General features: G+C 48.8%; 16 protein-coding genes and 1 pseudogene. 5 read left to right on the top strand and 12 right to left on the bottom strand.

Features of this window, described 5'->3' with window-relative positions; genetic code table 11:
- Both ACQY6F_RS11855 and lrp read right to left on the bottom strand, forming a co-directional pair.
- On the bottom strand, positions 1-320 hold a 320-nt coding region (locus ACQY6F_RS11855; RefSeq protein ID WP_428774601.1), incomplete at its 3' end, for a DNA translocase FtsK 4TM domain-containing protein.
- A 203-nt stretch (positions 321-523) separates the two neighbouring features.
- On the bottom strand, positions 524-1018 hold the full coding sequence (gene lrp, locus ACQY6F_RS11850) for a leucine-responsive transcriptional regulator Lrp (protein ID WP_017033863.1): 495 nt from the start codon (positions 1016-1018) through the stop codon (positions 524-526).
- Positions 1019-1174: 156 nt separating this feature from the next.
- Here lrp and ald point away from each other — a divergent pair, with 156 nt between their 5' ends.
- Positions 1175-2299 carry an alanine dehydrogenase gene (ald, locus tag ACQY6F_RS11845; RefSeq protein WP_428774600.1) on the top strand — a complete coding sequence of 375 codons (1125 nt, stop codon included), beginning with the start codon at positions 1175-1177 and terminating at the stop codon, positions 2297-2299.
- 112 nt (positions 2300-2411) lie between these two features.
- Here the strand turns inward: ald and yfbV are convergent, their stop codons facing one another.
- Positions 2412-2864, bottom strand: a complete 453-nt coding sequence (gene yfbV / locus ACQY6F_RS11840) for a terminus macrodomain insulation protein YfbV (RefSeq protein WP_428774599.1) — start codon at positions 2862-2864, stop codon at positions 2412-2414.
- Between the two features lie 371 nt (positions 2865-3235).
- Between yfbV and ACQY6F_RS11835 the strand changes: the two genes are divergently transcribed.
- Positions 3236-4432: an acetate kinase gene (locus tag ACQY6F_RS11835; RefSeq protein WP_428774598.1), complete on the top strand. Its 1197-nt coding sequence runs from the start codon at positions 3236-3238 to the stop codon at positions 4430-4432.
- A 119-nt stretch (positions 4433-4551) separates the two neighbouring features.
- Positions 4552-6696, top strand: a complete 2145-nt coding sequence (gene pta / locus ACQY6F_RS11830; RefSeq protein WP_428774597.1) for a phosphate acetyltransferase — start codon at positions 4552-4554, stop codon at positions 6694-6696.
- Between the two features lie 46 nt (positions 6697-6742).
- Here pta and ACQY6F_RS11825 read toward each other — a convergent pair whose 3' ends face one another.
- The 9 genes from ACQY6F_RS11825 to ACQY6F_RS11785 all read right to left on the bottom strand — a co-directional run bounded on the left by ACQY6F_RS11825 (position 6743) and on the right by ACQY6F_RS11785 (position 20626).
- Positions 6743-7723 (bottom strand): glutathione S-transferase family protein, encoded by a 981-nt coding sequence (locus tag ACQY6F_RS11825; protein WP_428774602.1) that lies wholly within the window; start codon positions 7721-7723, stop codon positions 6743-6745.
- A gap of 221 nt (positions 7724-7944) precedes the next feature.
- Positions 7945-8937 (bottom strand): murein tripeptide/oligopeptide ABC transporter ATP binding protein OppF, encoded by a 993-nt coding sequence (gene oppF, locus ACQY6F_RS11820; RefSeq protein ID WP_428774596.1) that lies wholly within the window; start codon positions 8935-8937, stop codon positions 7945-7947.
- Positions 8934-9905 (bottom strand): ABC transporter ATP-binding protein, encoded by a 972-nt coding sequence (locus ACQY6F_RS11815; protein WP_428774594.1) that lies wholly within the window; start codon positions 9903-9905, stop codon positions 8934-8936. The genes oppF and ACQY6F_RS11815 overlap by 4 nt, the downstream gene beginning before the upstream one ends.
- 30 nt (positions 9906-9935) lie before the next feature.
- The gene (gene oppC / locus ACQY6F_RS11810; protein ID WP_428774592.1) at positions 9936-10838 is read right to left on the bottom strand and encodes an oligopeptide ABC transporter permease OppC; all 903 of its coding nucleotides are present in this window, start codon (positions 10836-10838) and stop codon (positions 9936-9938) included.
- Between the two features lie 15 nt (positions 10839-10853).
- Positions 10854-11774 (bottom strand): oligopeptide ABC transporter permease OppB, encoded by a 921-nt coding sequence (gene oppB / locus ACQY6F_RS11805; protein WP_428774591.1) that lies wholly within the window; start codon positions 11772-11774, stop codon positions 10854-10856.
- A gap of 101 nt (positions 11775-11875) precedes the next feature.
- Positions 11876-13501 (bottom strand): ABC transporter substrate-binding protein, encoded by a 1626-nt coding sequence (locus ACQY6F_RS11800; RefSeq protein WP_428774589.1) that lies wholly within the window; start codon positions 13499-13501, stop codon positions 11876-11878.
- Between the two features lie 811 nt (positions 13502-14312).
- Positions 14313-15365, bottom strand: coding sequence for an HD-GYP domain-containing protein (locus ACQY6F_RS11795; RefSeq protein WP_428774587.1), 1053 nt, complete (start codon positions 15363-15365; stop codon positions 14313-14315).
- Positions 15365-20266 carry an ATP-binding protein gene (locus ACQY6F_RS11790; RefSeq protein ID WP_428774586.1) on the bottom strand — a complete coding sequence of 1634 codons (4902 nt, stop codon included), beginning with the start codon at positions 20264-20266 and terminating at the stop codon, positions 15365-15367. The genes ACQY6F_RS11795 and ACQY6F_RS11790 overlap by 1 nt, the downstream gene beginning before the upstream one ends.
- Before the next feature lie 231 nt (positions 20267-20497).
- Positions 20498-20626 carry a hypothetical protein gene (locus ACQY6F_RS11785; protein WP_428774584.1) on the bottom strand — a complete coding sequence of 43 codons (129 nt, stop codon included), beginning with the start codon at positions 20624-20626 and terminating at the stop codon, positions 20498-20500.
- Between the two features lie 233 nt (positions 20627-20859).
- Between ACQY6F_RS11785 and norR the strand changes: the two genes are divergently transcribed.
- A complete protein-coding gene (gene norR, locus ACQY6F_RS11780) occupies positions 20860-22416 on the top strand; it encodes a nitric oxide reductase transcriptional regulator NorR (RefSeq protein WP_428774582.1) in 1557 nt (518 codons plus the stop codon).
- A 155-nt stretch (positions 22417-22571) separates the two neighbouring features.
- Positions 22572-23056 (top strand): annotated as a pseudogene (locus tag ACQY6F_RS11775) (nitric-oxide reductase large subunit); the annotation flags it as partial.

Here is a 23056-nt window from a genome sequence, read left to right as displayed (position 1 = left end):
CGCAGCACAATCCAGGCTGCCAGTGTCAAAAGCACCGGAATAATATAGGCGAGTAAACCGAAGGTAAAAAATAAGGTGTCAGCCACCCATGCCCCGAGTAGGCCACCGGCATTTTCAATTTCCACTCCCCACGCGGTTTGTGACCATGAGGGGTCCGCAGGGCTGAATGTAAACAGGGATACGGAGAGTAAAATCGACACCAGCACGGCAAGAATCAATCCGCACTCTTTAAGGCGCTGGAAGCCGTTGAGATGAGAAGCCAATGGTGCGTCGCCTGTCTTGATGATGGTCTGAACCTTATCTTTGTTCTCTCTGAACATAAACCAACTTGAATCTGTTATTGCCAACTCCATCTGGAATTTGGACGAGTGATAGCCAGAAACATGCAAAAGAAATCAGCATGCAAAAACAATCTGAGCGGCCAAAGCCGCTCAGAAAGATTTAACCATATCAGGCAACAAAACCCAATTGTATAACGTCAGAATATGGACAGAAACGCCATGATTCGTAGTACAAAACTGGATTAACGAGTTTTGATGACTAACTGGTTAGTTTGTTTGACCTCTTCCATGACTACGTAGGTGCGCGTGTCGTTAACACCTGGCAGACGCAGCAGAGTATCGCCCAGAAGCTTACGATAAGCGCTCATATCCGATACGCGAGTCTTAAGCAAATAGTCAAAATCTCCGGAAACCAGGTGACACTCTTGAATGTCATCCAGCTTCTGCACTGCAGTGTTGAACTGTTCAAATACGTCAGGAGCACCTCGGTTAAGAGTAATCTCAACGAATACCAGCAATGATGCATCCAGATACTGTGGATTCAACAGTGCGGTATAACCCGTGATATAACCCTGACGTTCTAGTCGACGAACCCGTTCTAAACAAGGTGTAGGAGAAAGTCCTACACGTTTGGACAGTTCAACGTTCGAAATACGACCGTCTTTTTGCAATTCATTAAGAATATTGCGATCGATACGGTCTAGATCCTTGGACGGCTTTTTATAGTTGTCTGCCATTTTTTATTCCACCTTATTACTTCCTTGCAAAAAAATATACTACAACTTTTTAATATTCAGTATCAAATTTTATCACACTAGCACTATACTAGGCATTAATTCGATAGAATTACCCTACAAACAGTTAATACAACCAAATAATACTAAGGAGTCAGGATGATCATTGGCGTTCCAAAGGAAATCAAGAACCATGAATACCGTGTCGGTATGATCCCGGCCAGTGTGCGTGAACTTATCTCACACGGCCACCAAGTGTACGTTGAAACCAATGCCGGCGCAGGCATCGGTTTTTCGGACGATGATTACATCGCCGTAGGTGCATCCATTCTTCCTACTGCTGCTGACGTATTCGCGAAAGCAGACATGATTGTTAAGGTTAAGGAACCTCAGGCTGTCGAGCGTGCAATGCTCAAAGAGGGGCAAATTTTATTTACTTATTTACACCTCGCACCAGATTTTCCACAAACCGAAGACCTTATCAAGAGCAAAGCTGTCTGTATTGCATACGAGACTGTAACAGATAATATGGGTCGCTTGCCACTATTAGCGCCTATGTCTGAGGTCGCGGGCCGCATGTCTATTCAAGCGGGTGCACAAACTTTAGAAAAATCTCACGGTGGCCGTGGTTTGCTGCTGGGTGGCGTACCTGGTGTTGAGCCAGCTAAAGTTGTGGTAATCGGCGGCGGCGTAGTGGGTGCCAACGCAGCTCGCATGGCTGTTGGCCTTCGCGCTGATGTGACCATTCTGGATCGCAACGTTGATACGCTGCGTAAACTGGACGAAGAGTTCCAGGGCCGTGCAAAAGTGGTTTATTCTACTGAAGACGCCATTGAGAAGCATGTTCTGGCGGCCGATTTGGTTATCGGTGCAGTATTAATCCCAGGTGCCGCGGCGCCAAAACTGGTGACTAAAGAGCACATCGCTAAGATGAAACCTGGCGCGGCGGTTGTTGACGTAGCTATCGACCAAGGTGGTTGTTTCGAAACGTCTCACGCGACTACTCACGCAGACCCAACTTACATTGTTGACGACGTTGTTCACTACTGTGTTGCTAACATGCCTGGCGCGGTTGCTCGCACTTCTACATTCGCTCTTAATAATGCAACCTTGCCATACATCGTTAAGCTGGCAAACAAAGGTTACCGTCAAGCGCTGCTGGACGACAACGGCTTCCTGGAAGGCTTGAACGTGATTCACGGCAAAGTAACCTGTAAAGAAGTAGCAGAAAGCTTCGATCTGGAATACATCGATCCGGCTGAAGCCATCGCGATGTTTAACTAACAGCCGCGCGTTACGCACCTGTTAGCCATTATAAATGTTAAAAGCTCTCGCATTGCGAGAGCTTTTTTGTTTCTGCCTGACTGAGTCGGTTTAGTCCGTTCAGAGCGCTGGCTCAAAACCAGCGTTCCAGCGCTGATTTATCCAGCTGACGAAACGCACGATTGAGCACCTGGGCCAACTCTTTATAGCGGGGTTTGGGTTTGACCGGTTCCAGTGCAAAACCACTTTCGGTAATTTTTGAGTGAATCTCACGATACCAACCAGCCAGTGAGGGCGGCAACTGAGTGTTAGCGCGACTACCTAACCACCAGATACCTTGCAGCGGCAGACTAATGGCAAACAGGGCTATCACCACTGCCTGAGGAAGGGCCTGTGGATTGTGGAAAACCATTTGGGTAAGGACACTGATTGCGGCGATGGCTGGCATCACTTTGATTCCGAATCGCGTCGCTTTAATGATGCGCTGTTCCGGAAAGAGTGGGATTAACTCTTTACGCATAGGCCAGGTGTCCATGTACTTCTGTCCGGCCCTGAAGTTATGAATCAGTCCTGAATTGTTGCTCATACGACATCTCACTTCACTTTTGAATTCGCCACTTCAACTAAAATTAAATTGAACATTTCAACTGAAGGCGTAAAAAATTGACAAATGTTAATATTATTTCAAATATTTTTTGTTATTATACCGGCCTATTATCGCAATCCTATGCAGGCCTACAATGTCATTGTTGCTCTTATTTACAATTTAGGCAACCTTGTAGCTCTTTCGGCAAGGCACGCGCATACCACGTTGCTGGATTCGCAACGTTTCATTCAGATGGATTTTGTACTTTTTTTGACCACGAATAGCCTCGAGTTCACAAAATTCGACTATTCTAGAGATTAATTTTTCATCCTTACTGATGTAAATATCAGACGAATAACAGGTAGTCACTCATGTCCAAGCTAGTTTTAGTTCTAAACTGCGGTAGTTCTTCGCTTAAGTTTGCCATTGTTGATGCAGACAGCGGCGACGAGCACCTAACCGGTCTTGCAGAATGTCTGCACCTTCCAGAAGCCCGTATCAAATGGAAACTGGACGGCAAACACGAAGCTCAACTGGGTAACGGTGCGGCTCACGATGAAGCACTGCAGTTCATTGTAGAGACTATTCTTGCTTCTAAACCAGAACTTGCTGAACAGCTGAAAGCTGTTGGCCACCGCGTCGTTCACGGCGGTGAGAAATTCACTCAGTCTGTTCTTATCGACGAGACAGTAGTAAAAGGTATCGAAGACTGCGCGACTCTGGCACCGCTACACAACCCGGCTGCGATTATCGGCATTAAAGCGGCACAGAAAGCCTTCCCAGGCCTGCCAATGTCAGCGGTATTCGACACTGCATTCCATCAGACAATGCCTCAGGAAGCATACCTGTACGCCCTGCCATACAATCTTTATAAAGAGCACGGTATTCGTCGCTACGGCATGCACGGTACTTCACACCTGTTTATCGCCCGTGAAGCAGCAGAGCGCCTGGGTAAACCTGCGAACGAACTGAATATCATCAACTGCCACCTGGGTAACGGTGCCTCTGTTTGTGCGATCAAAAACGGCCAGTCTGTGGATACCTCTATGGGTCTGACGCCACTGGAAGGTCTGGTAATGGGTACTCGTTGTGGCGACATCGATCCGGCGATCATCTTCCACCTGCACGATGCACTGGGCTACTCGGTAGAACAGATCAACACTATGCTGACTAAAGAGTCTGGCCTGCAAGGTCTGACTGAAGTGACTTCAGACTGCCGTTTTGTTGAAGACAACTACGGTGAGAAAGAAGAAGCCACTCGTGCCATGGATGTGTTCTGCCACCGTCTGGCTAAATATGTTGCTGGCTACACATCGACTCTAGATGGTCGTCTGGACGCCATCGTATTTACCGGTGGTATCGGTGAAAACTCTGCTCCAATCCGTGAAATGGTTCTGAACCGCCTGGGTATCTTCGGTATCCAAGTCGACGGTGAAGCTAACCTGAAAGCACGTTTCGGTGGCGAAGGTGTTATTACTACTGCTGACAGCCGTGTTCCAGCGATGGTTATCTCTACCAACGAAGAATTGGTTATTGCAGAAGACACTGCCCGTCTGGCAGCGCTGTAATCACTTGATGGGCTAGCCGATTGGCTAGCCTTTTTTCAGGGCTCAGTAGCATTTCTTGAACTGTTCGAAATACTCCCCCTATTGAGCTTTAAGTTATGTTAGCTAAAGGTACTTCGCGAATGTCTCGTACTATTATGCTTATTCCTGCCAGCGCTGGTGTCGGTCTGACCAGCGTGAGCATGGGTGTCCTTCGTGCCATGGAGCGCAAAGGCGTTAAAGTTTCTTTCTACAAACCGATTGCCCAGCCCCGTAGCGGCGGCGACCTGCCAGATCTGACGTCGACCATAGTGTCGGTCAACAGCGACATGAAAATTGGCGAACCGCTGAAGATGTCGGTAGCCGAAAACCTGATCGGTAACGATCGCATGGACGAACTACTGGAAACCGTGGTTGAACGCTATAACCAAATCAACAAGGACTCAGAAGTGACCTTGCTGGAAGGTCTGGTGCCAACCCGTAAACACTCTTTTGCCAACCAGGTAAACGCTGAAATTGCCGCGACCCTGGGTGCTGAAATTGTGTTGGTTGCCACTCCTGGTACCGATAATCCTTCTCAGCTGAAAGAACGCATTGAAGTCGCTTGCTCTAACTTTGGCGGCACCAAGAATAAAAACATCTCCGGCGTTATCATCAACAAACTGAATGCCCCAGTTGATGAAGCGGGCCGCACTCGCCCGGATCTGTCTGATATCTTTGACGATGCTGACGTGACTCATCAACATACGCTGGAAGTGATGCAGATTTTCAATTCCAGCCCGATTCGTGTGCTGGGTTGTGTGCCTTGGAGCATCGACCTGATCGCGACCCGTGCCATCGATATGGCCAAGCATCTTAACGCCGATATCATTAATGCCGGTGAAATCAAAACCCGCCGCATTAAGAGCGTAACTTTCTGTGCCCGTTCACTGCCGAACATGATTGAGCACTTTAAGCCCGGCTCTCTGCTGGTAACTTCCGCTGACCGTCCGGACGTCATTGTGGCCGCTTCCCTGGCAGCTATGAACGGTGTTGAAATCGGTGCCATCCTGCTGACCGGCGGTTATGATATTCCAGCGTCTATCGCTGAGCTGTGTAAGCCAGCCTTTGAAACCGGCCTGCCTATCTTCAAAGCCCAGGGCAATACCTGGCAAACGTCACTGAACCTGCAGAGCTTTAACCTGGAAGTTCCGACTGACGATAAACAGCGTATCGAATTCGTCAACGACCACGTTGCCGGCCACATTGATGGTAACTGGATCGATTCAATGACTGAAGGTTCAGAGCGCAGCCGTCGTCTGAGCCCGCCGGCGTTCCGTTATCAGCTGACAGAGTACGCCCGTCGTGCTGGTAAACGTATCGTCCTGCCTGAAGGTGACGAGCCTCGTACCGTTAAAGCCGCGGCTATCTGTGCCGAGCGCGGTATCGCAAACTGTGTGCTGCTGGGTAACCCTGAAGAAATCCGCCGCGTTGCTGAGCAGCAAGGCGTTACTCTGGGAACGGGTATCGACATTATCGACCCAGAAGTGGTACGCGAAAAATACGTTGCTCGCCTGGTTGAGCTACGTAAGAACAAAGGCATGACCGAAGTTGTCGCTCGCGAACAGCTGGAAGACACTGTGGTACTGGGTACCATGATGCTAGAGCGCGAGGAAGTCGACGGCTTGGTATCTGGTGCGGTTCACACCACCGCCAATACCATCCGTCCACCTCTGCAGCTGATTAAGACCGCGCCAAATGCATCTCTGGTGTCGTCAATCTTCTTTATGCTGCTGCCTGACCAGGTACTGGTATACGGTGACTGTGCGATCAACCCGGATCCGAATGCCGAGCAGCTGGCGGAAATCGCTATTCAGTCTGCCGACTCGGCGACAGCCTTCGGAATTGAGCCTCGCGTAGCGATGATCTCATACTCTACCGGTACATCCGGCCAGGGTGCAGACGTTGATAAAGTACGTGAAGCCACTAGGATTGCCCAAGAAAAACGTCCTGATCTGATCATCGACGGTCCGCTGCAATACGATGCAGCCATCATGGAAAACGTGGCGGCTTCTAAGGCGCCGAATTCGCCGGTGGCAGGTAAAGCTACTGTGTTCGTATTCCCTGACCTCAACACAGGTAACACTACTTACAAAGCGGTACAGCGTTCAGCAGACCTGGTCTCTATCGGTCCAATGCTGCAAGGTATGCGCAAACCTGTGAACGACCTGTCACGTGGTGCGCTGGTCGACGACATCGTTTACACCATCGCCCTGACAGCGATTCAAGCGGGACAGGAACAAGCTTAATCGCGGCTAAAGATGTAAAAAGCCCTCGGATATCCGAGGGCTTTTTTTATACCTGCAGAGACGAATTGGCCGCCGACACGAAGCTCATTTTATCCCGGTTATGCGGGGAGTCCAGGTCAAGTTCGGGGCCCTTTGGCACCACCTGAGTCGGATTGATTCCGGTATGACTGTAGTAGTAGTGCCTTTTGATGTGATAAAAATCGGTGGTCTGCTTGACACCATCAACCTGATATAGCTCTTTCAGATAGCCCTGAATGTTGGGGTAATCCGCAATCCGCTTCTTATTACACTTAAAGTGGCCGACATAAACCGCATCAAAGCGAATCAACGTCGTAAACAGGCGCCAATCGGCTTCGGTAATCTGGTTGCCGGCCAAATAGCGATGACTGGCCAAATGTTCTTCTACCCTATCTAACGCAGCGAACAGTTTGTCGTAGGCTTCCTCATAAGCGGCTTGCTGAGTCGCGAAGCCACAACGATAAACACCGTTATTGATGTTGGGGTATACAAACTCATTCCACTGGTCAATTACGGGCTGTAGCGCCTGCGGATAGTAATCGTCTGTATTGCCGGTCAGATGGTTAAACTCTGAGTTGAACATACGGATTATTTCGGAAGACTCATTACTGACGATGGTCTGGTGTTTTTTGTCCCACAATACGGGCACGGTCACCCGACCGGTGTAATCCGGTTTTGCCTGGGTATAGATCTGGTGCATGTAAGTATGACCAAACAGCGGTTCGGGTAGTCCCATCTGCCAGCCCTGGGCCATCATATCCGGGCAGACAACAGTAACGTCGATATGTGGCTCCAATCCTTTGAGTTTGCGAAAGATCAGAGTACGGTGCGCCCAGGGGCACGCTAGCGAAACATAGAGATGGTAGCGGCCGGATTCAGGTTGAAAGCGGGCATTGGGTTTATTTTCTATCCAGTTGCGAAATCCCGCGTCTTCACGGATAAACTTACCGCCATTAGACTCGGTGTCGTACCAGATATCATGCCACACGCCTTCAATCAGCTTACCCATCATGTTCCTCCGTTATATTCTAAATTGTCACGTTTTATTTATACCAACCTATACAGGGTATTATACGGATTTCTCTTCTAAATTAGCCCCGATGAAATTGGCCCAGTTATTCAAAGATTTTGAACAACCAACGACGTTTTTTGTCGTTCGTCACCACACAAAAAAAGCGCGGCCCGTAAGGGAACCGCGCTTAAGCCCGTCACAGGCTGAATAGTGAAACTTTAAACTTCTACCCGCAGACAGGCGACTGAATGTCGTTCAGTGCCTTCCAGCTGAGGTTTGGTTTTGGCACACCCCTCGTTCGCCAACGGGCAACGGGTGCGGAAAACACAGCCTGATGGAGGGCTGATAGGAGAAGGTAAATCCCCTTCCAGCATCTGGATTTCTTTGCTGCGTTCTAGTTTCGGATCCGGGATTGGTACCGCAGACATCAGAGCCTTGGTGTATGGGTGGGTCGGATTGGCAAACAGATCCTCCGCTTCACCCAGCTCCACCGCGTTGCCCAAGTACATCACCAGTACGCGGTCAGAGATGTGTTTCACCACTGACAGGTCATGGGCGATGAACACCAGGCTAAGACCCAGCTCTTTTTGTAGTTCTTTCAGCAGGTTAACGACCTGAGCCTGAATGGATACGTCCAAAGCCGATACCGGTTCATCACAGATGATCATCTTAGGGTTCAGGATCAATGCACGAGCGATACCGATACGCTGACACTGGCCACCAGAGAATTCATGTGGGTAACGGTTGATAACGTTAGGCAGCAAACCTACCTTGGCCATCATCTCTTTTACCTTGGCTTTTACCTGGTCTTTGCTCAGCTCAGGATAGAAAGTCTGCAGTGGCTCAGCAATGATATCCCCTACCGTCATACGCGGGTTCAGTGACGCCAGCGGATCCTGGAAAATCATCTGCATCTCTTTGCGCGTTTCACGGCGCTGAGACTCCGGCATTTTGGTCACGTCCTGACCAAGCCAAACCACGTTACCGGCAGTCGCTTCAACCAGGCCAATAATAGCGCGGGCAAAAGTCGATTTACCACAACCGGACTCCCCTACCACACCCAAAGTTTCGCCTTCGTACAGGCGTACATTGACGCCATCAACCGCTTTCAGGTTGGCCGGTTTTGACCAGGGCCAGGAGGATTTCGATGCAATGCTAAAGTGTACTTTGAGATCTTTTACATCAAGCAGCAGTTTTTTCTCGTCGATCATTTTGTCCAAGCCTCCCAATCAGAAAAACAGGCGCGGTGGCGGCCTTCACCAAACGGTTCCAGAACCGGCGCTTCACGCTTACAACGGTCCGTTACCCGGTGACAACGCTCCTGGTAAGGACAACCGGTTGGCAAACGCAGCAAGTTTGGCGGGTTGCCCGGAATTGTAGGCAGAATTTCACCTTCCGTATCCAGACGAGGAATCGCTTTCAGCAAACCTTCCGCATAAGGGTGGCTAGGTTGATAGAAAATTTCGTCGACCGTACCGTATTCCATAGTACGACCGGCGTACATGACCAGCACCTTGTCACAGGAGCCAGCCACGACACCCAAGTCATGGGTGATCATAATAATTGCGGTGTTGAACTCGCTTTTCAGTTCGTTCAGCAGATCCATAATCTGCGCCTGCACCGTCACATCCAGTGCCGTAGTAGGTTCGTCAGCAATCAACAGCTTTGGACGGCACAGCAGCGCCATAGCGATCATGACACGTTGACGCATACCGCCTGAGAACTCGTGCGGATACATGGTAATACGCTTACGCGCCTCTGGGATTTTTACCGCTTCCAGCATGCGTACTGACTCTTCAAACGCTTCTGCTTTACCCATGCCTTTGTGCAGCATCAACACTTCCATCAGCTGATCGCTGACTTTCATGTATGGGTTCAGCGAGGTCATCGGGTCCTGGAAGATCATGGCGATCTGCTCAGCACGGACTTTGTTCAGCTCTTTTTCCGGCAGGTTGAGGATCTCTTTGCCTTCAAACTTAGCGCTACCGGAGATAATGCCGTTTTTGGCCAGCAGGCCCATGATGGCAAATACGGTTTGTGATTTGCCCGAACCTGACTCACCCACAATACCCAGGGTTTCACCCTGTTTCAGGGAGAAGTTCAAATCGTTCACTGCGGTGACGATACCATCTTGGGTAGTAAATTCGACCCGCAGATCTTTGACATCTAATAAATTCATCATTGCTTCCTTAAATCTTGTCGCTTTGACTTATCTGTCTTTTGGATCCAGCGCGTCGCGCAGGCCGTCACCGACGTAGTTAAAACAGAACAGGGTCACTACCATGAAGGCTGCCGGGAAGGCCAGCTGCCAGATGGCAACTTCCATCGTATTCGCACCTTCTTGCAACAGTGCGCCCCAGCTAGTCATCGGCTCTTGAACACCCAGACCAAGGAATGAAAGGAATGATTCGGTCAGAATCATACTTGGGATCAGCAGCGTTGAGTAAACGGCTACGATACCCAGTACGTTTGGCACGATGTGGCGAGTAATGATATTCCATTTACTCACACCGCAGACATGCGCCGCTTCAATAAATTCTTTACTGCGCAAACTTAGTGTCTGACCACGCACGATACGGGCCATATCCAGCCAGGCAATCGCACCAATCGCGACAAATATCAGCACTATGTTCCGGCCGAAGAAAGTCACCAGGACAATAACCAGGAACATAAATGGAATCGCGTACAGAATTTCCAGAATCCGCATCATGATGCGGTCGGTACGGCCGCCAATAAAGCCGGATGCCGCGCCGTACAGTGTACCGATAAGAACCGCAACCAGGGCACCCATCACGCCCACCATCAGTGAGATACGGCCACCGACCAGAGTTCGCACGTACAGGTCACGCCCCAGCGCATCGGTACCGAACAGGTGTTCCATCGACGGTGCCGCATGCATGGCATACCAGTCAGTATCATCATAAGCAAACGGGGCAACCATAGGTAAGAAGATTACCGCCAGTGTCATTAAGAACAGGATCGCCAGGCTCACCATAGCGGCTTTGTTACGCATAAAACGGATGCGGGCGTCCTGCCAGAGGCTGCGACCCTCGATTTCCAGGTTTTCTGAAAAAGCTTCGATCGCTTGCAGGTTTTCTTTTTTCGTCAACATACTCTTGTTTCCCTGTTAGTAGCGAATTTTCGGATCAATAGCCGCCAGCAGGATGTCCACCACTGCGTTGAACAGGATAAACAACAAGCCGATCAGAATAGTCACACCCATAACCAGCGAGTAGTCACGGTTGAACGCGGCGTTTACGAATAATTTACCGATACCAGGTAAACCAAAGATGGTTTCAATAACCACCGAACCTGTGATGATGCCGACAAACGCAGGTCCAATGTAAGACACAACTGGCAATAGTGCAGGTTTCAGCGCGTGTTTCAGCACGATATAACGATAGCTCAGTCCTTTTGCACGGGCAGTACGGATAAAGTTACTGTTGAGAGTCTCGATCATCGAACCACGGGTAATACGGGCAAAAGTAGCAACATACAGCAGCGACATACCAATAACCGGCAGTGCCATGTATTTAAACGAGCCATCGAGCCATCCCCCGGCCGGGAACCAGCCTAGATTGATCGAGAATATGTAGATCAGAACCGGTGCCAACACGAAGGATGGCATCACCACCCCGAGCATGGCGGTCGCCATTATGGTGTAGTCGAGCCAGGAGTTTTGCCTCAGTGCGGCTATGGTGCCGACCGAAACCCCCATAATGACGGTGAAAATGAACGCGGCAAAGCCCACTTTGGCCGATACCGGCAGAGCGTCGCGAATCAGTTCATTTACTGTGAAATCTTTGTATTTAAATGATGGACCAAAGTCGCCAACCATAATGTTGGTCAGATAGGTCGTGTACTGCTCAAATACCGGTTTGTCCAAACCGTACTTGGCATTGATGTTGGCCATTACCTCTGGCGGCAATGGTCGTTCACTTGAGAACGGGTTACCTGGTGCGAAACGCATCAGAAAGAAAGATACTGTGATCAATACCAACAGAGTTGGAATCGCTTCAAATATCCGTTTTGCAATGAATTTAAACATAAACTCACTCTTTCAGTCTGTGACAATTAAATAGAAAGAGACCCTGCATGTGATTATTCACATGCAGCGTCTTATTATTATAGTTTTAACCTGTTAGGGAATTACTTCGCTTTGATGTACAGATCTTTAGAGAAGATCTTATCTTCAGCGTTATTCGATGGGTAGCCACCTACGGTAGGTGATACCAGACGAGACTTAACATACTGGTAGATAGGCGCGATAGGCATATCGCGAGCCAGCAGTTTTTCAGCTTGTACGTACAACTCTTCGCGTTCAGCTTCGGAAGTAGATTCCATCGCTTTCGCCATGACGTCATCGTACTCTTTGCTGTTGTACTTAGGATCGTTTGAGCTGTTGTTAGACTGCATCAGTGACAGGAACGAAGAAGCTTCGTTGTAGTCACCACACCAGCCAGCACGAGTCACGTCGAAGTTACCTTGACGGCGGGTATCCAGGTAAGTTTTCCACTCTTGGTTTTCCAGTGAAACGTCTACACCCAGAGTTTTCTTCCACATAGACTGGATTGCAGTGGCAATCTTCTTGTGGTTTTCTGAAGTGTTGTACAGCAGAGTGAATTTCAGCGGGTTTGACTTATCAAAGCCTGCTTCTGCCAACAGTTCACGCGCTTTCTCGTTACGCTCTTTCTGAGTTAGCTTGCCGTAAGCTGGCATCTCAGGGTTGAAGTTCGCAGTGATTTCCGGAGTCAGGAAGAACGCTGGTTTCTGGCCCTGGCCAAGAATGGCGTCAGTGATGATAGAGCGATCGATGGCGTACGACAGTGCTTCACGAACTCGTACATCGTCAAACGGTGCTTTACGGTTATTGAAACCGTAGTAGTAAGAACACAGGTTACCTTGAACCTGCACCGATTCAGGCTGTTCTTTCTGCAGACGTTTGAAGTGCTCGATAGGTAGCTCGTTTGTGATCTGGATTTCACCCGATAAGAAACGGTTCATTTCAGCAACCTGGTTTTCGATCGGCAGGTAAGTCACTTTATCCAGAACAGTGTTCTCGTTGTCCCAGTAGTTAGGGTTGCGTTTCAATTCGATACGCTCATTGACTACCCAGTTGTCCATAACGAACGCGCCGTTACCGACAAAGTTCTCTGGTTTGGTCCACTTGTCGCCGAATTTTTCAACTGTAGCGCGATGTACAGGCTTCACTGTGGTGTGGCCCATCATCTTAACGAAGTAAGGAAGTGCAGTTTCCAGTTTGATCTCAAGCGTGTTCGCGTCCAATGCTTTTACGCCCAGAGTATCTTTGTCTTTTTTCCCTGCGATGATGTCAGCAGCGTTCACCATAGTGGTCATTTCCAGGTACCAGGAATATGGTGATGCTGTAGCAGGATCTACCGCGCGCTTGAAGCTGTAAACGAAGTCTTCAGCGGTGACTGGATCGCCGTTAGACCATTTCGCATCTTTGCGCAGGTGGAAAGTGAAAGTTTTGTTGTCTGTCGTATCCCAGCTTTCAGCGACACCAGGGATAGTGTTGCCGTCAGCATCTTGGTTCACTAAGCCTTCTAGCAGATCACGAATTACGTGAGACTCTGGCACACCTTCAGTTTTGTGTGGGTCAATAGACGCCACTTCGGTGCCGTTACCACGAACCAGTTCTTGCTTTGCTGCAAGTTTGGTACCTTCAGGAACGTTCGCTGCGTTTACAGAAGTAGCAGCGACTGCCAAACCAGCCCCTAGTAGAAGAGCTTGAGTGATTTTGTTCTTATACATGCGTAAAACTCCAAGTTTTTATATTGCATCCATGACTTCTTTGTCGTTTAAAAATTCACCACTCTGGAGTAGTGATTTAGATTTTTTTAGCTCAAATATTAAGCATAAAAATCTAAAACCGTACAAAGATTGCGGCACACATTATCAATCATCGGGTAATTTTGCCATAAAAATGTAGCAAAAATTTGTCTTGAACCCGGTTGTAGTCAACAATTTTATCAGTATCAGCACATGCTGCTGAGTTGGTTATAATGCAGAATATAGTCTAGTTTTATAGCTACATTTGCTGTAATTTTAACTGATAAGATACACTTTATTAGCATCTTATGCTGAACATTGTGCCAATCAATTAACAACAGGAATCCTACCCAGTTAACATTTTATAACAACCCACCCCTCGCAATAGTCAATTTGTGAGTAGCATCACCACTTTGCCACTTATTTATAAAATATTATTTAACGAGAATATTTTAGATTGTTATTCCATTCCATCATAAAAGGTAGGCGGTGAATATTTAGTCACTCTATTTTTGCCCTTAGTGTATGAAGGCCCGTTTAAAGGGGTGTGTAGAATGGCTATTAAAATTGAAGCAAAAGAGTATGTGGAATTTACCAATCAGTATTCAGATATTTAATAGTGACAAATTTCACCTTTTATACTATTTATGGTGATTAACTTGGAAAAATCACCATAAATCAAACTGTGCGACGGGAAGAATTACACCAATACCGATTATTTCAATCTTAGATTTTGCCATTAGTCGTTTGTCCGTAAGGTCATCTACCATGCCTGAACAGTGGTAAACGGTCCTTATTCATCTTTATATCGGTGCTGAACCTCGACAAATTTATCCAGATGTTCGACGAATGCCGCCACTATCGCCGGATCAAAGTGCTTACCGGCCTGCTGACGGATGAAATTAACCGCATCTTCCAATTGCCATGCTCGTTTGTAGGGTCGTTCTGACGTCAGAGCATCGAATACATCGGCCAGGGCAATAATACGTCCTTCGATGGGAATGTCGTTGCCACGCAAACCTTTCGGATATCCACTACCGTCCCACTTTTCGTGATGACTGCCAGCAATCAGTCTGGCGGCATCCACCATACGTGAGCCACTCATTGAGGTGCTGAGAATGTCGACACCATACTCAACATGTTTTTGCATTTCCGCCCACTCTTCATCATCCAGTTTGCCATTTTTCAGCAGAATATGGTCTGGAATGCCGATTTTACCAATATCATGCATGGGTGCCGCTTCGCGGATGATGTCAGCTTCCTCAACCGGCAAGCCGAGTGCAGTTGCCAGAATGTGGCCGTACTCGCCAACCCTGATTACATGCATGCCGGTTTCGTTGTCTTTATACTCCGCCGCCTTACCCAGTACCTGCAGCAACTCCCGCTTGCCCTGATTAATTTCTTCGGTCTGCTGTTTGGTCAACTGGTACAGGGCCTGATTTTGTTGGTACAAAGCCAGGTGGGTTTTGATACGCCGTCTGGCGATGTCCGGCGTGATAGGCTTAGTCAGATAGTCAGCCGCCCCCAGGTTAAGGCCTCTGATCTCATCCTGAGCGCTGATTTTAGCCGTAACAAAAATGATCGGGATATGTCGCGTCTCTGACTTGGCTTTCAGCCGTTGACACACTTCATATCCGTCCATTTCCGGCATCATAATATCCAACAGAATCAAATCCGGTCTCGGTACCGTAGTGGCAATTTCAATCGCCTTCGCGCCACTACGGGCGGCTTTAATGCGGTATTCGTCCTTTAAGACGCCCGCCAGCAATTCGATATTTTCTGGCGTATCATCCACAACCAGCAACATAGGTTTCTGTTCAACCGCGATAGTGTTGTCGTTTGCCATTACGCCTCTCCTCCCAATCGAACATTCGCTATGAGCTTGGCCGCATCGGCAAACTCGTAGGTCGAGATTTTTTGATATAGCGATGAAGTTAATTCGTCACTGAACACGTTTAATTCCGCAATTTCTTCAAACAGCTCCACAGATTCAGTATCGTAGTTGTTCAGCGCTTGTACCAGACGATGAAGCTTCTGTTGTATTTGCTCAGGTGTAATCTCTTTGTTACGCATCTCCCTGTCGCTATGATTCCAGTTGGTTTTCTTTATTTCCGTGATGGTGATCATCAGCAGTTCACTCAATTGCCCGACCACCTCAGACAAGGATTCAGCATTCAGATGGTCCGGCTCCGCTAACATACGTTCTATTTTCTTGGCATATCTGGAAAGTGGCATCGCTCCAATGCTGGCAGCAATGCCTTTCAGGCTGTGCATCAAACGTCTGGCTGACTTGATATCCCCCTGCTCTATCATAGCTTCCAGGCTCTGATCACCATCGCTGTACGAGCTGACAAATGAGTTCAGGATGCGCTGATACAATTCCTGGTTGTTGTCGCAACTGAGTAACCCGGCGACCACATCAAGATAGTCGCTGTTAAGATGCTCAAAAACGTCTGGCTCAATCCGTTCCTGTTCGGATTGCAAAGGTTGTTCCTCTACTTTAGGTTTAAGCCATTTATCCAGCACCCGGAACAGGTTGGGAATATCGATCGGTTTAGCGATATAGTCACTCATCCCCACTTCCAGTGTCCGTTCTCGGTCGCCTTGCAGGGCATCCGCAGTCAGGGCGATAATCGGCAACTGCTCGTAGGCTGGCTGCTGACGAATTCTGCGTGTCGCTTCGTAACCATCCATAACCGGCATCTGGCAATCCATCAATATCAGGTCGTACTGTTTATCTGCCAACATATTGAGGCACTCCTGACCATTGTTGGCGATATCGATATCCAAACCAAATGGGTCAAAAATACCCAGGATCAGCTCCTGATTAAGCTGGTTATCCTCTACCAACAACAGCTGGCACTGCTGCAGATAACCTTTCTCCTGACGAGAAGATAAAGTTGTGTTGTCTCCGCTGAACTGTGGCTGCGGCGCGTAATAATTGGCTAACAAGCCGTCAAACAATTCGGCAGGAATCACCGGTCGATAGAGCAAAGTTGAGCGCGCAACCGAGGCGAGCCCTTCGGCATCTTCATATTGGCTCACTACAAACAGCCAGTTGACGTAGTTATAGTGGCCCAGCTCCAGCAGTCGGTGATAAGAACTCATTACTTCGTCTTCACTCAATCCCATACAGATGATGGTATCAATACGCTGTGGAGGCCGTTCGACCAAAGCCGCGAGGTCGGCTCGGTAATGGTGACGCACGCCGAACACCGACAGCATCTCCTGCAGAATAGTTAAACCGGCCGTCTGCTGACCAACCAGGCAAACTTCTTGGTTTTGTATCTGCCGGTAAGCGGTTGACTGGGCAAAAGCCGGTTCAGGTTCCACGGCCTGCAGTTCAATTGTAAAACTAAAACGGCTGCCTTGACCCTGCTCGCTCACTACCCGGATTTCTCCTCCCATCAGCTCCACCAGCTTTTTGGTAATCGCCAGCCCCAGCCCGGTATCGCCGAATCGACGGGAATTGGCAGCATCTCCCTGTGAAAAGGGCGTAAACAGTCGCTTGACCACTTCAGGTGACATACCGATACCGGAATCACTGACCTCAAAATGCAATTGGTATCGCTCCGACTCACCCATCTCACAACGTAGTTTTATCGTTACCAGTCCGCCATTTGGCGTGAATTTAACCGCATTACTGAGCAGATTGAGTAATACCTGTTTGATTCTCAGCGGATCGCCTTGCCAGAGCCGTGGACTGTGAACCTGTGCATCAATCACCAACTCAATATCCTTGCGTTCGGCGCTGAAGGCCACTTCACTCGAACACTCTTTCAACAGTTTGAACAGGTCAAACTGATTAATATCCAGTTGCAGCCTGCCCGCTTCGATTTTCGAGAAATCGAGTATGTCGCTAATAATGGTCAGCAGACTGGATGCCGAGCTGTGAATATTGTTGATATAGCGCAGCTGTGACTTATCGGAACTGTTCTGACTGGCCAGGTAAGCCATGCCCAAAATCGCATTCAGAGGGGTACGAATTTCATGGGACATACTCGCCAAAAAACGAGCCTGTGCTCTGGCCGCCGCATGGGCATCATCCTGCGCGTCTGCCAAAGCATCCTGAATACGTTCATACTCGGTCACATCAAGCGCCCAGCATAACCAGGCATCGTGTTCGTGGAATACGTAGCGATGACAGTTCAGTAACACTTTGAGGTGCTGCTGATTGTCAGCCCGCCAGATGACATTCTGGGAAAACTGCTCATCATCGCTGTCCATCGCGTCATAAAATTGCTCGCTCTGCTCCTGATGGACAAAGACGGACTCGACACTCTGCCCCGTTTCAATGCCGGTCAAATCACGAATCTTAGGATTAACGAACTGACAGTAACCATCCGCGATCAACAGCAACCCCACCGGAGACTGATCAAACAACTCCTGCAGCATATTCCGCTCGGCTTCAATTTTCTGCTTAAGCTGCAAGCTTTCCGTTATATCGTGGCCGGTCACCAATATAACCGGGCTATCATCGACATGGACTTTTTTCAGCATCAGATCGGTACTGATTTGTTGATCGCCAAATGAGCTGCGAAAGTTCCAACTGGTGACCACTTCGCCGTTGTCGACCACTTGCTGTAACATCTCGTGCAGTCGTTCCATAGAGTCACTGCCATCCGGCTGCGTTCTGGGCGATACATCCAACAGCGACAAACCATTCAGTTTCTTGACGGTTAAATACCCCAATCTGGCGGCGGCTGCATGGTTACAGTCATTGATATCACCGTTATAACCGACCAGAAAAATCAGATCAGATGCGCTGTCGTATAAGGCTTTAAAGCGCTTATTCAATCTTTGATTGGCCTTGAGTTGGCGTTTTAGCTTAGATCTTGAACGGTATGAAACTAACAGCCAGGCAACCAGAAATGCGACCGGGTAACCAACCCACTGATAAAGGGCCTCTTTGCTTAACCCAACCTGGTATTGCAATCTTACCCAGTAATCATAAATGGCTTTACGGGTCGGTTCGTCAATCTTGGCCAGCGCGGCGTTGATAATATCGACCAGTTCCGGCCAGTCTTTTCGCACCGCGATGGTGAGTTCGACGCGCTCACCTACCGGGGCCAGCGGGCTCAATCCTTTAAAGCCCGCTTTATTAATCGTGTACATTCCGGAGGTGACCGATTCTGCAACGCCATCCACTTCGCCGTTGGCCAGCAGTCTGAACGAATCGGTGCTGTTGGCGGTTTCAACCAGGATAATTGAGGGGTACTCCTGCGCGAGCAGGCGCGAAGAGTAGTAACCTTTCACCGCGGCCACTTTTTTACCACGGAAATAGTTAATTCCACTCACCGGGCCGATTTGTTCAGAGCCAAAAATCACGATGGGATCCGAAAACACCGCATCGGAAAAGTTCATGTATTGTGAGCGCTCGGTCGACGGCACCATCAGTGGAATAAGATCAACCTGCTTGTTTTTGAGTAGCTGTTCAATTTCAAAAAAACTTTTCCCGGCGTGTTGCAGTGAAAATTCCAATCCGGTTAGCAGACTTATTTCATTCAGGTAACTCGACATTAATCCCTGATACTCGCCCTCTTCTATATATTCAAACGGTGCCACTGAAGGGTCTGCAGAAAAACGAATAATGGGATGTTGTTCAGCCCAGGCACTGAGCGCTGCCGGCAGCTCTAACTGTCGATCGCGGCGCCGGCTGGTGATCAACTGCAACGCAGTGTCGACATCAAAATCAAAACGGAAGCGCTGGGGATTATAGGCCAGCGACAAAATCTGATAGTTCACCTGACTTGACAGCTTGAGCAGGGGGCGGAACCGACCCAGATTATTGTCATCCAGCGCCACCATCAGCGATTCAAACTCTTTAGTCTGCGTCGCAAAATCGAGTCCATGCAGGTAATCCACTAACATGCTGATAGCAAAAGCGCCGTCAAGGTAGTGGCCGCCCACTAACACCTGCAGTTGGCCGTTCTCTAGCCCTTCGATGTCGCGAGCTCCCCAGTTAAAACCACCCACGGGAATGTTTTGCGAATTTTTGATCCGTTCGGACAACACTTGCCGTGCGGCCAGACCCAGCTCACCGGTTACGGCCCACACAGCAGAGACCTCACGGCTTTGGTCCAGCAATTTATTCAACTCAATCTTGGCGGTTTGTTCATTCCAGCGGGTATTGACGATTTCCAGTTTACCTTTAAATGCCAACTCTTCTAACGCGGCCCTCATTCCCGCTTCACGTTGGCGCGACACCGAACTGGTGTCACTGCCCAGCAGCACGATAAGTCGGTTGAAATTGGGAGCCTGAAGCAGCAGGCGGTTGGTTAATAGTTTTCCGGCCTGAAAATCATTAGGGTAGATGCCCCCCAACCAATTTTTAAACTGCACTCGGGGGACCAGGTTCGGGTCACTGAACTTGGAGTTGAATAGCAGTGTGGGCAATCCACCTTTGTCCAACGCTTCCATTGCCGTTTCACTGCCATCCCAGGGCGCTGTCATTATGGCGGCATCAAAATCGAGCGTCGCTACCCGTTTGGCGTTGGCGATCAACTCATTGACACTTAAGCTGTTATACACCACCAAATCGACATTCATATCGGCGGCAGCGGCGCGCGAGCTATCCAGCACCCGGGTCCAGAAACTGTCAGTGCCTGACCCTGGGATAAACATAGCAATTTTCAGCATCTTTCCCTGTGCCATAGGGTCTGCCACATCCGTGTGGTGCGCCTGAGAGGGGGCGATCCCGGCCAGCACTCCCACCAGCATCATCAGTAACCAAAGGCGTGCTTTCATATCCAATGGCCTGTGCTAAAAACCGGTTGACTAAAATTCCCTTTTAAAGCCATCTATTTCATACGTAACCTAACTGATAACAATATCCATAATAATAGCTACATATATATTCTACAGCTGAGTTTTTTTTGTTTTTCTTAAACTTAGCTAACTTCCACTTGCCTTTAATGGAATAAAGATAACGATTTGGCCTGCACAACCAATCAGCACTAAAACAAAGTAAAATCCTGCTCAGCTTAGCCAACCCATTTCCAGACAGAGTTGCTGAAACACGGCTGGCATTGACGGCAACACCGTCACACCAAGATAGATTCCACCGGCCGTCAGCGAGACTTTCAACAGATTCGCAACCATTGACATAAAGTATTCTCCTGTAAGCTTTTGTTATGACACGGGATCACCAATGATGTTGGCTTACCGATAACCTGTTACCTTTCATCAACCCACACTGCATTCCACATGCCACATTCTTAACATTATGATTTATTGAATTTTTATTAATAATTTTAGCCATTTTTGTCTGATTGATAATGCGATTATTTTGTCAATCAGATAAAATCTTGTCTCATTCACAAAATAATGAGTCTGACAGCATGGTCAAAGAGCAAATGGGACAGGAATGGGTACAAGTGGCACTGGATATTACGTCAGGAATATCCGACCAGGACAGGTTTGATCGCCTGCTGTCTACCATACGTAAGTCTTTGAAAAGTGACGCTTCAGCGCTATTGCTGTTTCGCGATCAACAGTTCGTGCCGCTGGCGATCAACGGATTAAGCGATGATGTGCTCGGTCGGCGGTTCGAAATAGAGAAACACCCACGCCTGGAAGCGATCGCTCGTGCCGGTGACATCGTGCGTTTCCCCTCAGACAGTGATCTGCCGGATCCCTATGATGGTCTGATCCCTAACCATGACGATGAGCTGAAAGTGCATTCCTGCATCGGACTGCCGCTGATGCTTGATGACCGGCTGATTGGCGCAGTCACGATCGATGCTTTCGATCCCACTCAGTTCAACGCCTTTCCTGACGAAGATCTGCGCATCATCAGTGCCCTGGCCGCCAGCAGCTTAAATACCGCCTTGCTAATGGAAAAACTGGAACGGTCTGCGGCTGTGGAGCTGAATGAAACCAGCCACAGTCGTAATGTCAGTTTACCCAATGAAATCATCGGCCAGTCTCAGGCAATAACCGAATTGAAGGCCCACATTGATGCTGTCGCTAATACTGATCTGTCCGTTTTGATCATGGGCGAAACCGGTGTGGGCAAAGAGTTGGTTGCCAATGCCATTCACGCTCTGTCGGACCGGGCCAGTAAACCTCTGGTCTACCTGAACTGCGCAGCGCTGCCTGAATCAGTAGCGGAAAGTGAACTATTCGGCCATGTCAAAGGGGCATTTACCGGTGCCATCAGCCACCGTCAGGGTAAATTTGAACTGGCCAACCACGGCACCCTGTTTCTGGATGAGATCGGCGAACTGTCTCTGGCGCTGCAAGCCAAGTTACTGCGGGCGTTGCAGTACGGTGACATTCAACGAGTGGGCGACGATAGGAATATAAAAGTGGATGTGCGTATCATCGCTGCCACCAACCGGATCATGCACGAAGAAGTCACCGCCGGGCGATTCCGCGCCGATCTTTACCATCGGCTGAGTGTCTTTCCGTTGTTTGTCCCGCCACTGCGCGAACGAGAGCGTGACATCATTCTGCTGGCCGGTTTTTTTGCTGAACGGTGCGCACACAAACTGGGGGTCTCGACCATCAGTCTGGCGCCCCAAAGCCTGCACCTACTGCAAAACCATAGTTGGCTGGGCAATGTCCGTGAACTGGAGCATGCCATTAACCGAGCTTCTGTGCTGGCTCGTTCAGACAGTCAGAGCGATGCGCTAGTGCTGCTACCTGAACACTTTCGGCTTAACTCTACCGTGAGCGCAACTGGCGATAACCAGACGGTAGCCACTTCAGACCTATCCGTTATGCCTGATAAATTTCACCATCTCGGCCTTAAGGAGGCAATGGAGCAGTTTCAGATCTATTTTGTCCAGAGTGCCTATCAGAGTAACAACAACAAACTCAGTGCTACTGCCAAGCAACTTAAAATGAATCCGGGCAATTTGCATCGACTGCTAAAACGGCTGAATTTAAAATAAATTGTACTTTTGACAAATTCATATCAATAAGACAAAAAATCAGTTTATCCCAATGACAAAGGTGTGACTCACAAAGTCAATAAAATCAATAATATAAAAGTTGGCACAAAGCTTGTAATAGTCTTCTTGTCTTATAATGTCTAAAGGATCAGAAGATGACTAAACAGAAGCTTTCCCTGATTGCTCTTGTGATAGTGTGCGTTACTTCGTTCACTATCCTTTTGAGCTTGGGTAGTGAGATCTACCGCCAGGCTCCCCCAATCCCAACCGTGGTTAAAACTCAATCTGGCGAAGTGGTTTATACCGAGCAACAAATCCAGGACGGCCAACTGGTATGGCGCTCTATGGGTGGCCATCAACTGGGTTCCATTTGGGGACACGGTTCTTATGTTGCCCCGGACTGGACCGCAGACTGGGTTCATCGCGAATCTCAAAACTGGCTTGAGCTCAGTGCTCAATCACAATTTGGCCAACCTTTTGACCAGTTGAGTATCGATGAACAAGCGCAGTTGGAAAGCTTACTGCGACAAGATATTCGTACTAATCAATATGACGCTGAATCCGGTCAGCTGACCATCTCTGATCGTCGCGCAGGCGCCATCAAGCAGTTACGTCGTTACTACATCAGCCTGTTTGGCAC

The organism is Vibrio sp., from assembly GCF_050299255.1.
In the GTDB taxonomy this organism is placed as follows: domain Bacteria; phylum Pseudomonadota; class Gammaproteobacteria; order Enterobacterales; family Vibrionaceae; genus Vibrio.
The sequence above is the reverse complement of the archived record's forward strand: the minus strand, read 5'-3'. Positions and strand labels throughout refer to the sequence as shown.

Excerpts from the sequence above, each read along its gene's own strand:
- yfbV (WP_428774599.1), bottom strand. The coding sequence starts at position 2,864 with ATGAGCAACAATTCAGGACTGATTCATAACTTCAGGGCCGGACAGAAG.
- ACQY6F_RS11815 (WP_428774594.1), bottom strand. The coding sequence starts at position 9,905 with ATGAATTTATTAGATGTCAAAGATCTGCGGGTCGAATTTACTACCCAA.
- ACQY6F_RS11800 (WP_428774589.1), bottom strand. The coding sequence starts at position 13,501 with ATGTATAAGAACAAAATCACTCAAGCTCTTCTACTAGGGGCTGGTTTG.
- lrp (WP_017033863.1), bottom strand. The coding sequence starts at position 1,018 with ATGGCAGACAACTATAAAAAGCCGTCCAAGGATCTAGACCGTATCGAT.
- oppC (WP_428774592.1), bottom strand. The coding sequence starts at position 10,838 with ATGTTGACGAAAAAAGAAAACCTGCAAGCGATCGAAGCTTTTTCAGAA.
- ACQY6F_RS11835 (WP_428774598.1), top strand. The coding sequence starts at position 3,236 with ATGTCCAAGCTAGTTTTAGTTCTAAACTGCGGTAGTTCTTCGCTTAAG.
- ACQY6F_RS11790 (WP_428774586.1), bottom strand. The coding sequence starts at position 20,266 with ATGAAAGCACGCCTTTGGTTACTGATGATGCTGGTGGGAGTGCTGGCC.
- ACQY6F_RS11795 (WP_428774587.1), bottom strand. The coding sequence starts at position 15,365 with ATGGCAAACGACAACACTATCGCGGTTGAACAGAAACCTATGTTGCTG.
- ald (WP_428774600.1), top strand. The coding sequence starts at position 1,175 with ATGATCATTGGCGTTCCAAAGGAAATCAAGAACCATGAATACCGTGTC.
- oppF (WP_428774596.1), bottom strand. The coding sequence starts at position 8,937 with ATGATCGACGAGAAAAAACTGCTGCTTGATGTAAAAGATCTCAAAGTA.
- ACQY6F_RS11825 (WP_428774602.1), bottom strand. The coding sequence starts at position 7,723 with ATGGGTAAGCTGATTGAAGGCGTGTGGCATGATATCTGGTACGACACC.
- norR (WP_428774582.1), top strand. The coding sequence starts at position 20,860 with ATGGTCAAAGAGCAAATGGGACAGGAATGGGTACAAGTGGCACTGGAT.
- pta (WP_428774597.1), top strand. The coding sequence starts at position 4,552 with ATGTCTCGTACTATTATGCTTATTCCTGCCAGCGCTGGTGTCGGTCTG.
- ACQY6F_RS11785 (WP_428774584.1), bottom strand. The coding sequence starts at position 20,626 with ATGTCAATGGTTGCGAATCTGTTGAAAGTCTCGCTGACGGCCGGTGGA.
- oppB (WP_428774591.1), bottom strand. The coding sequence starts at position 11,774 with ATGTTTAAATTCATTGCAAAACGGATATTTGAAGCGATTCCAACTCTG.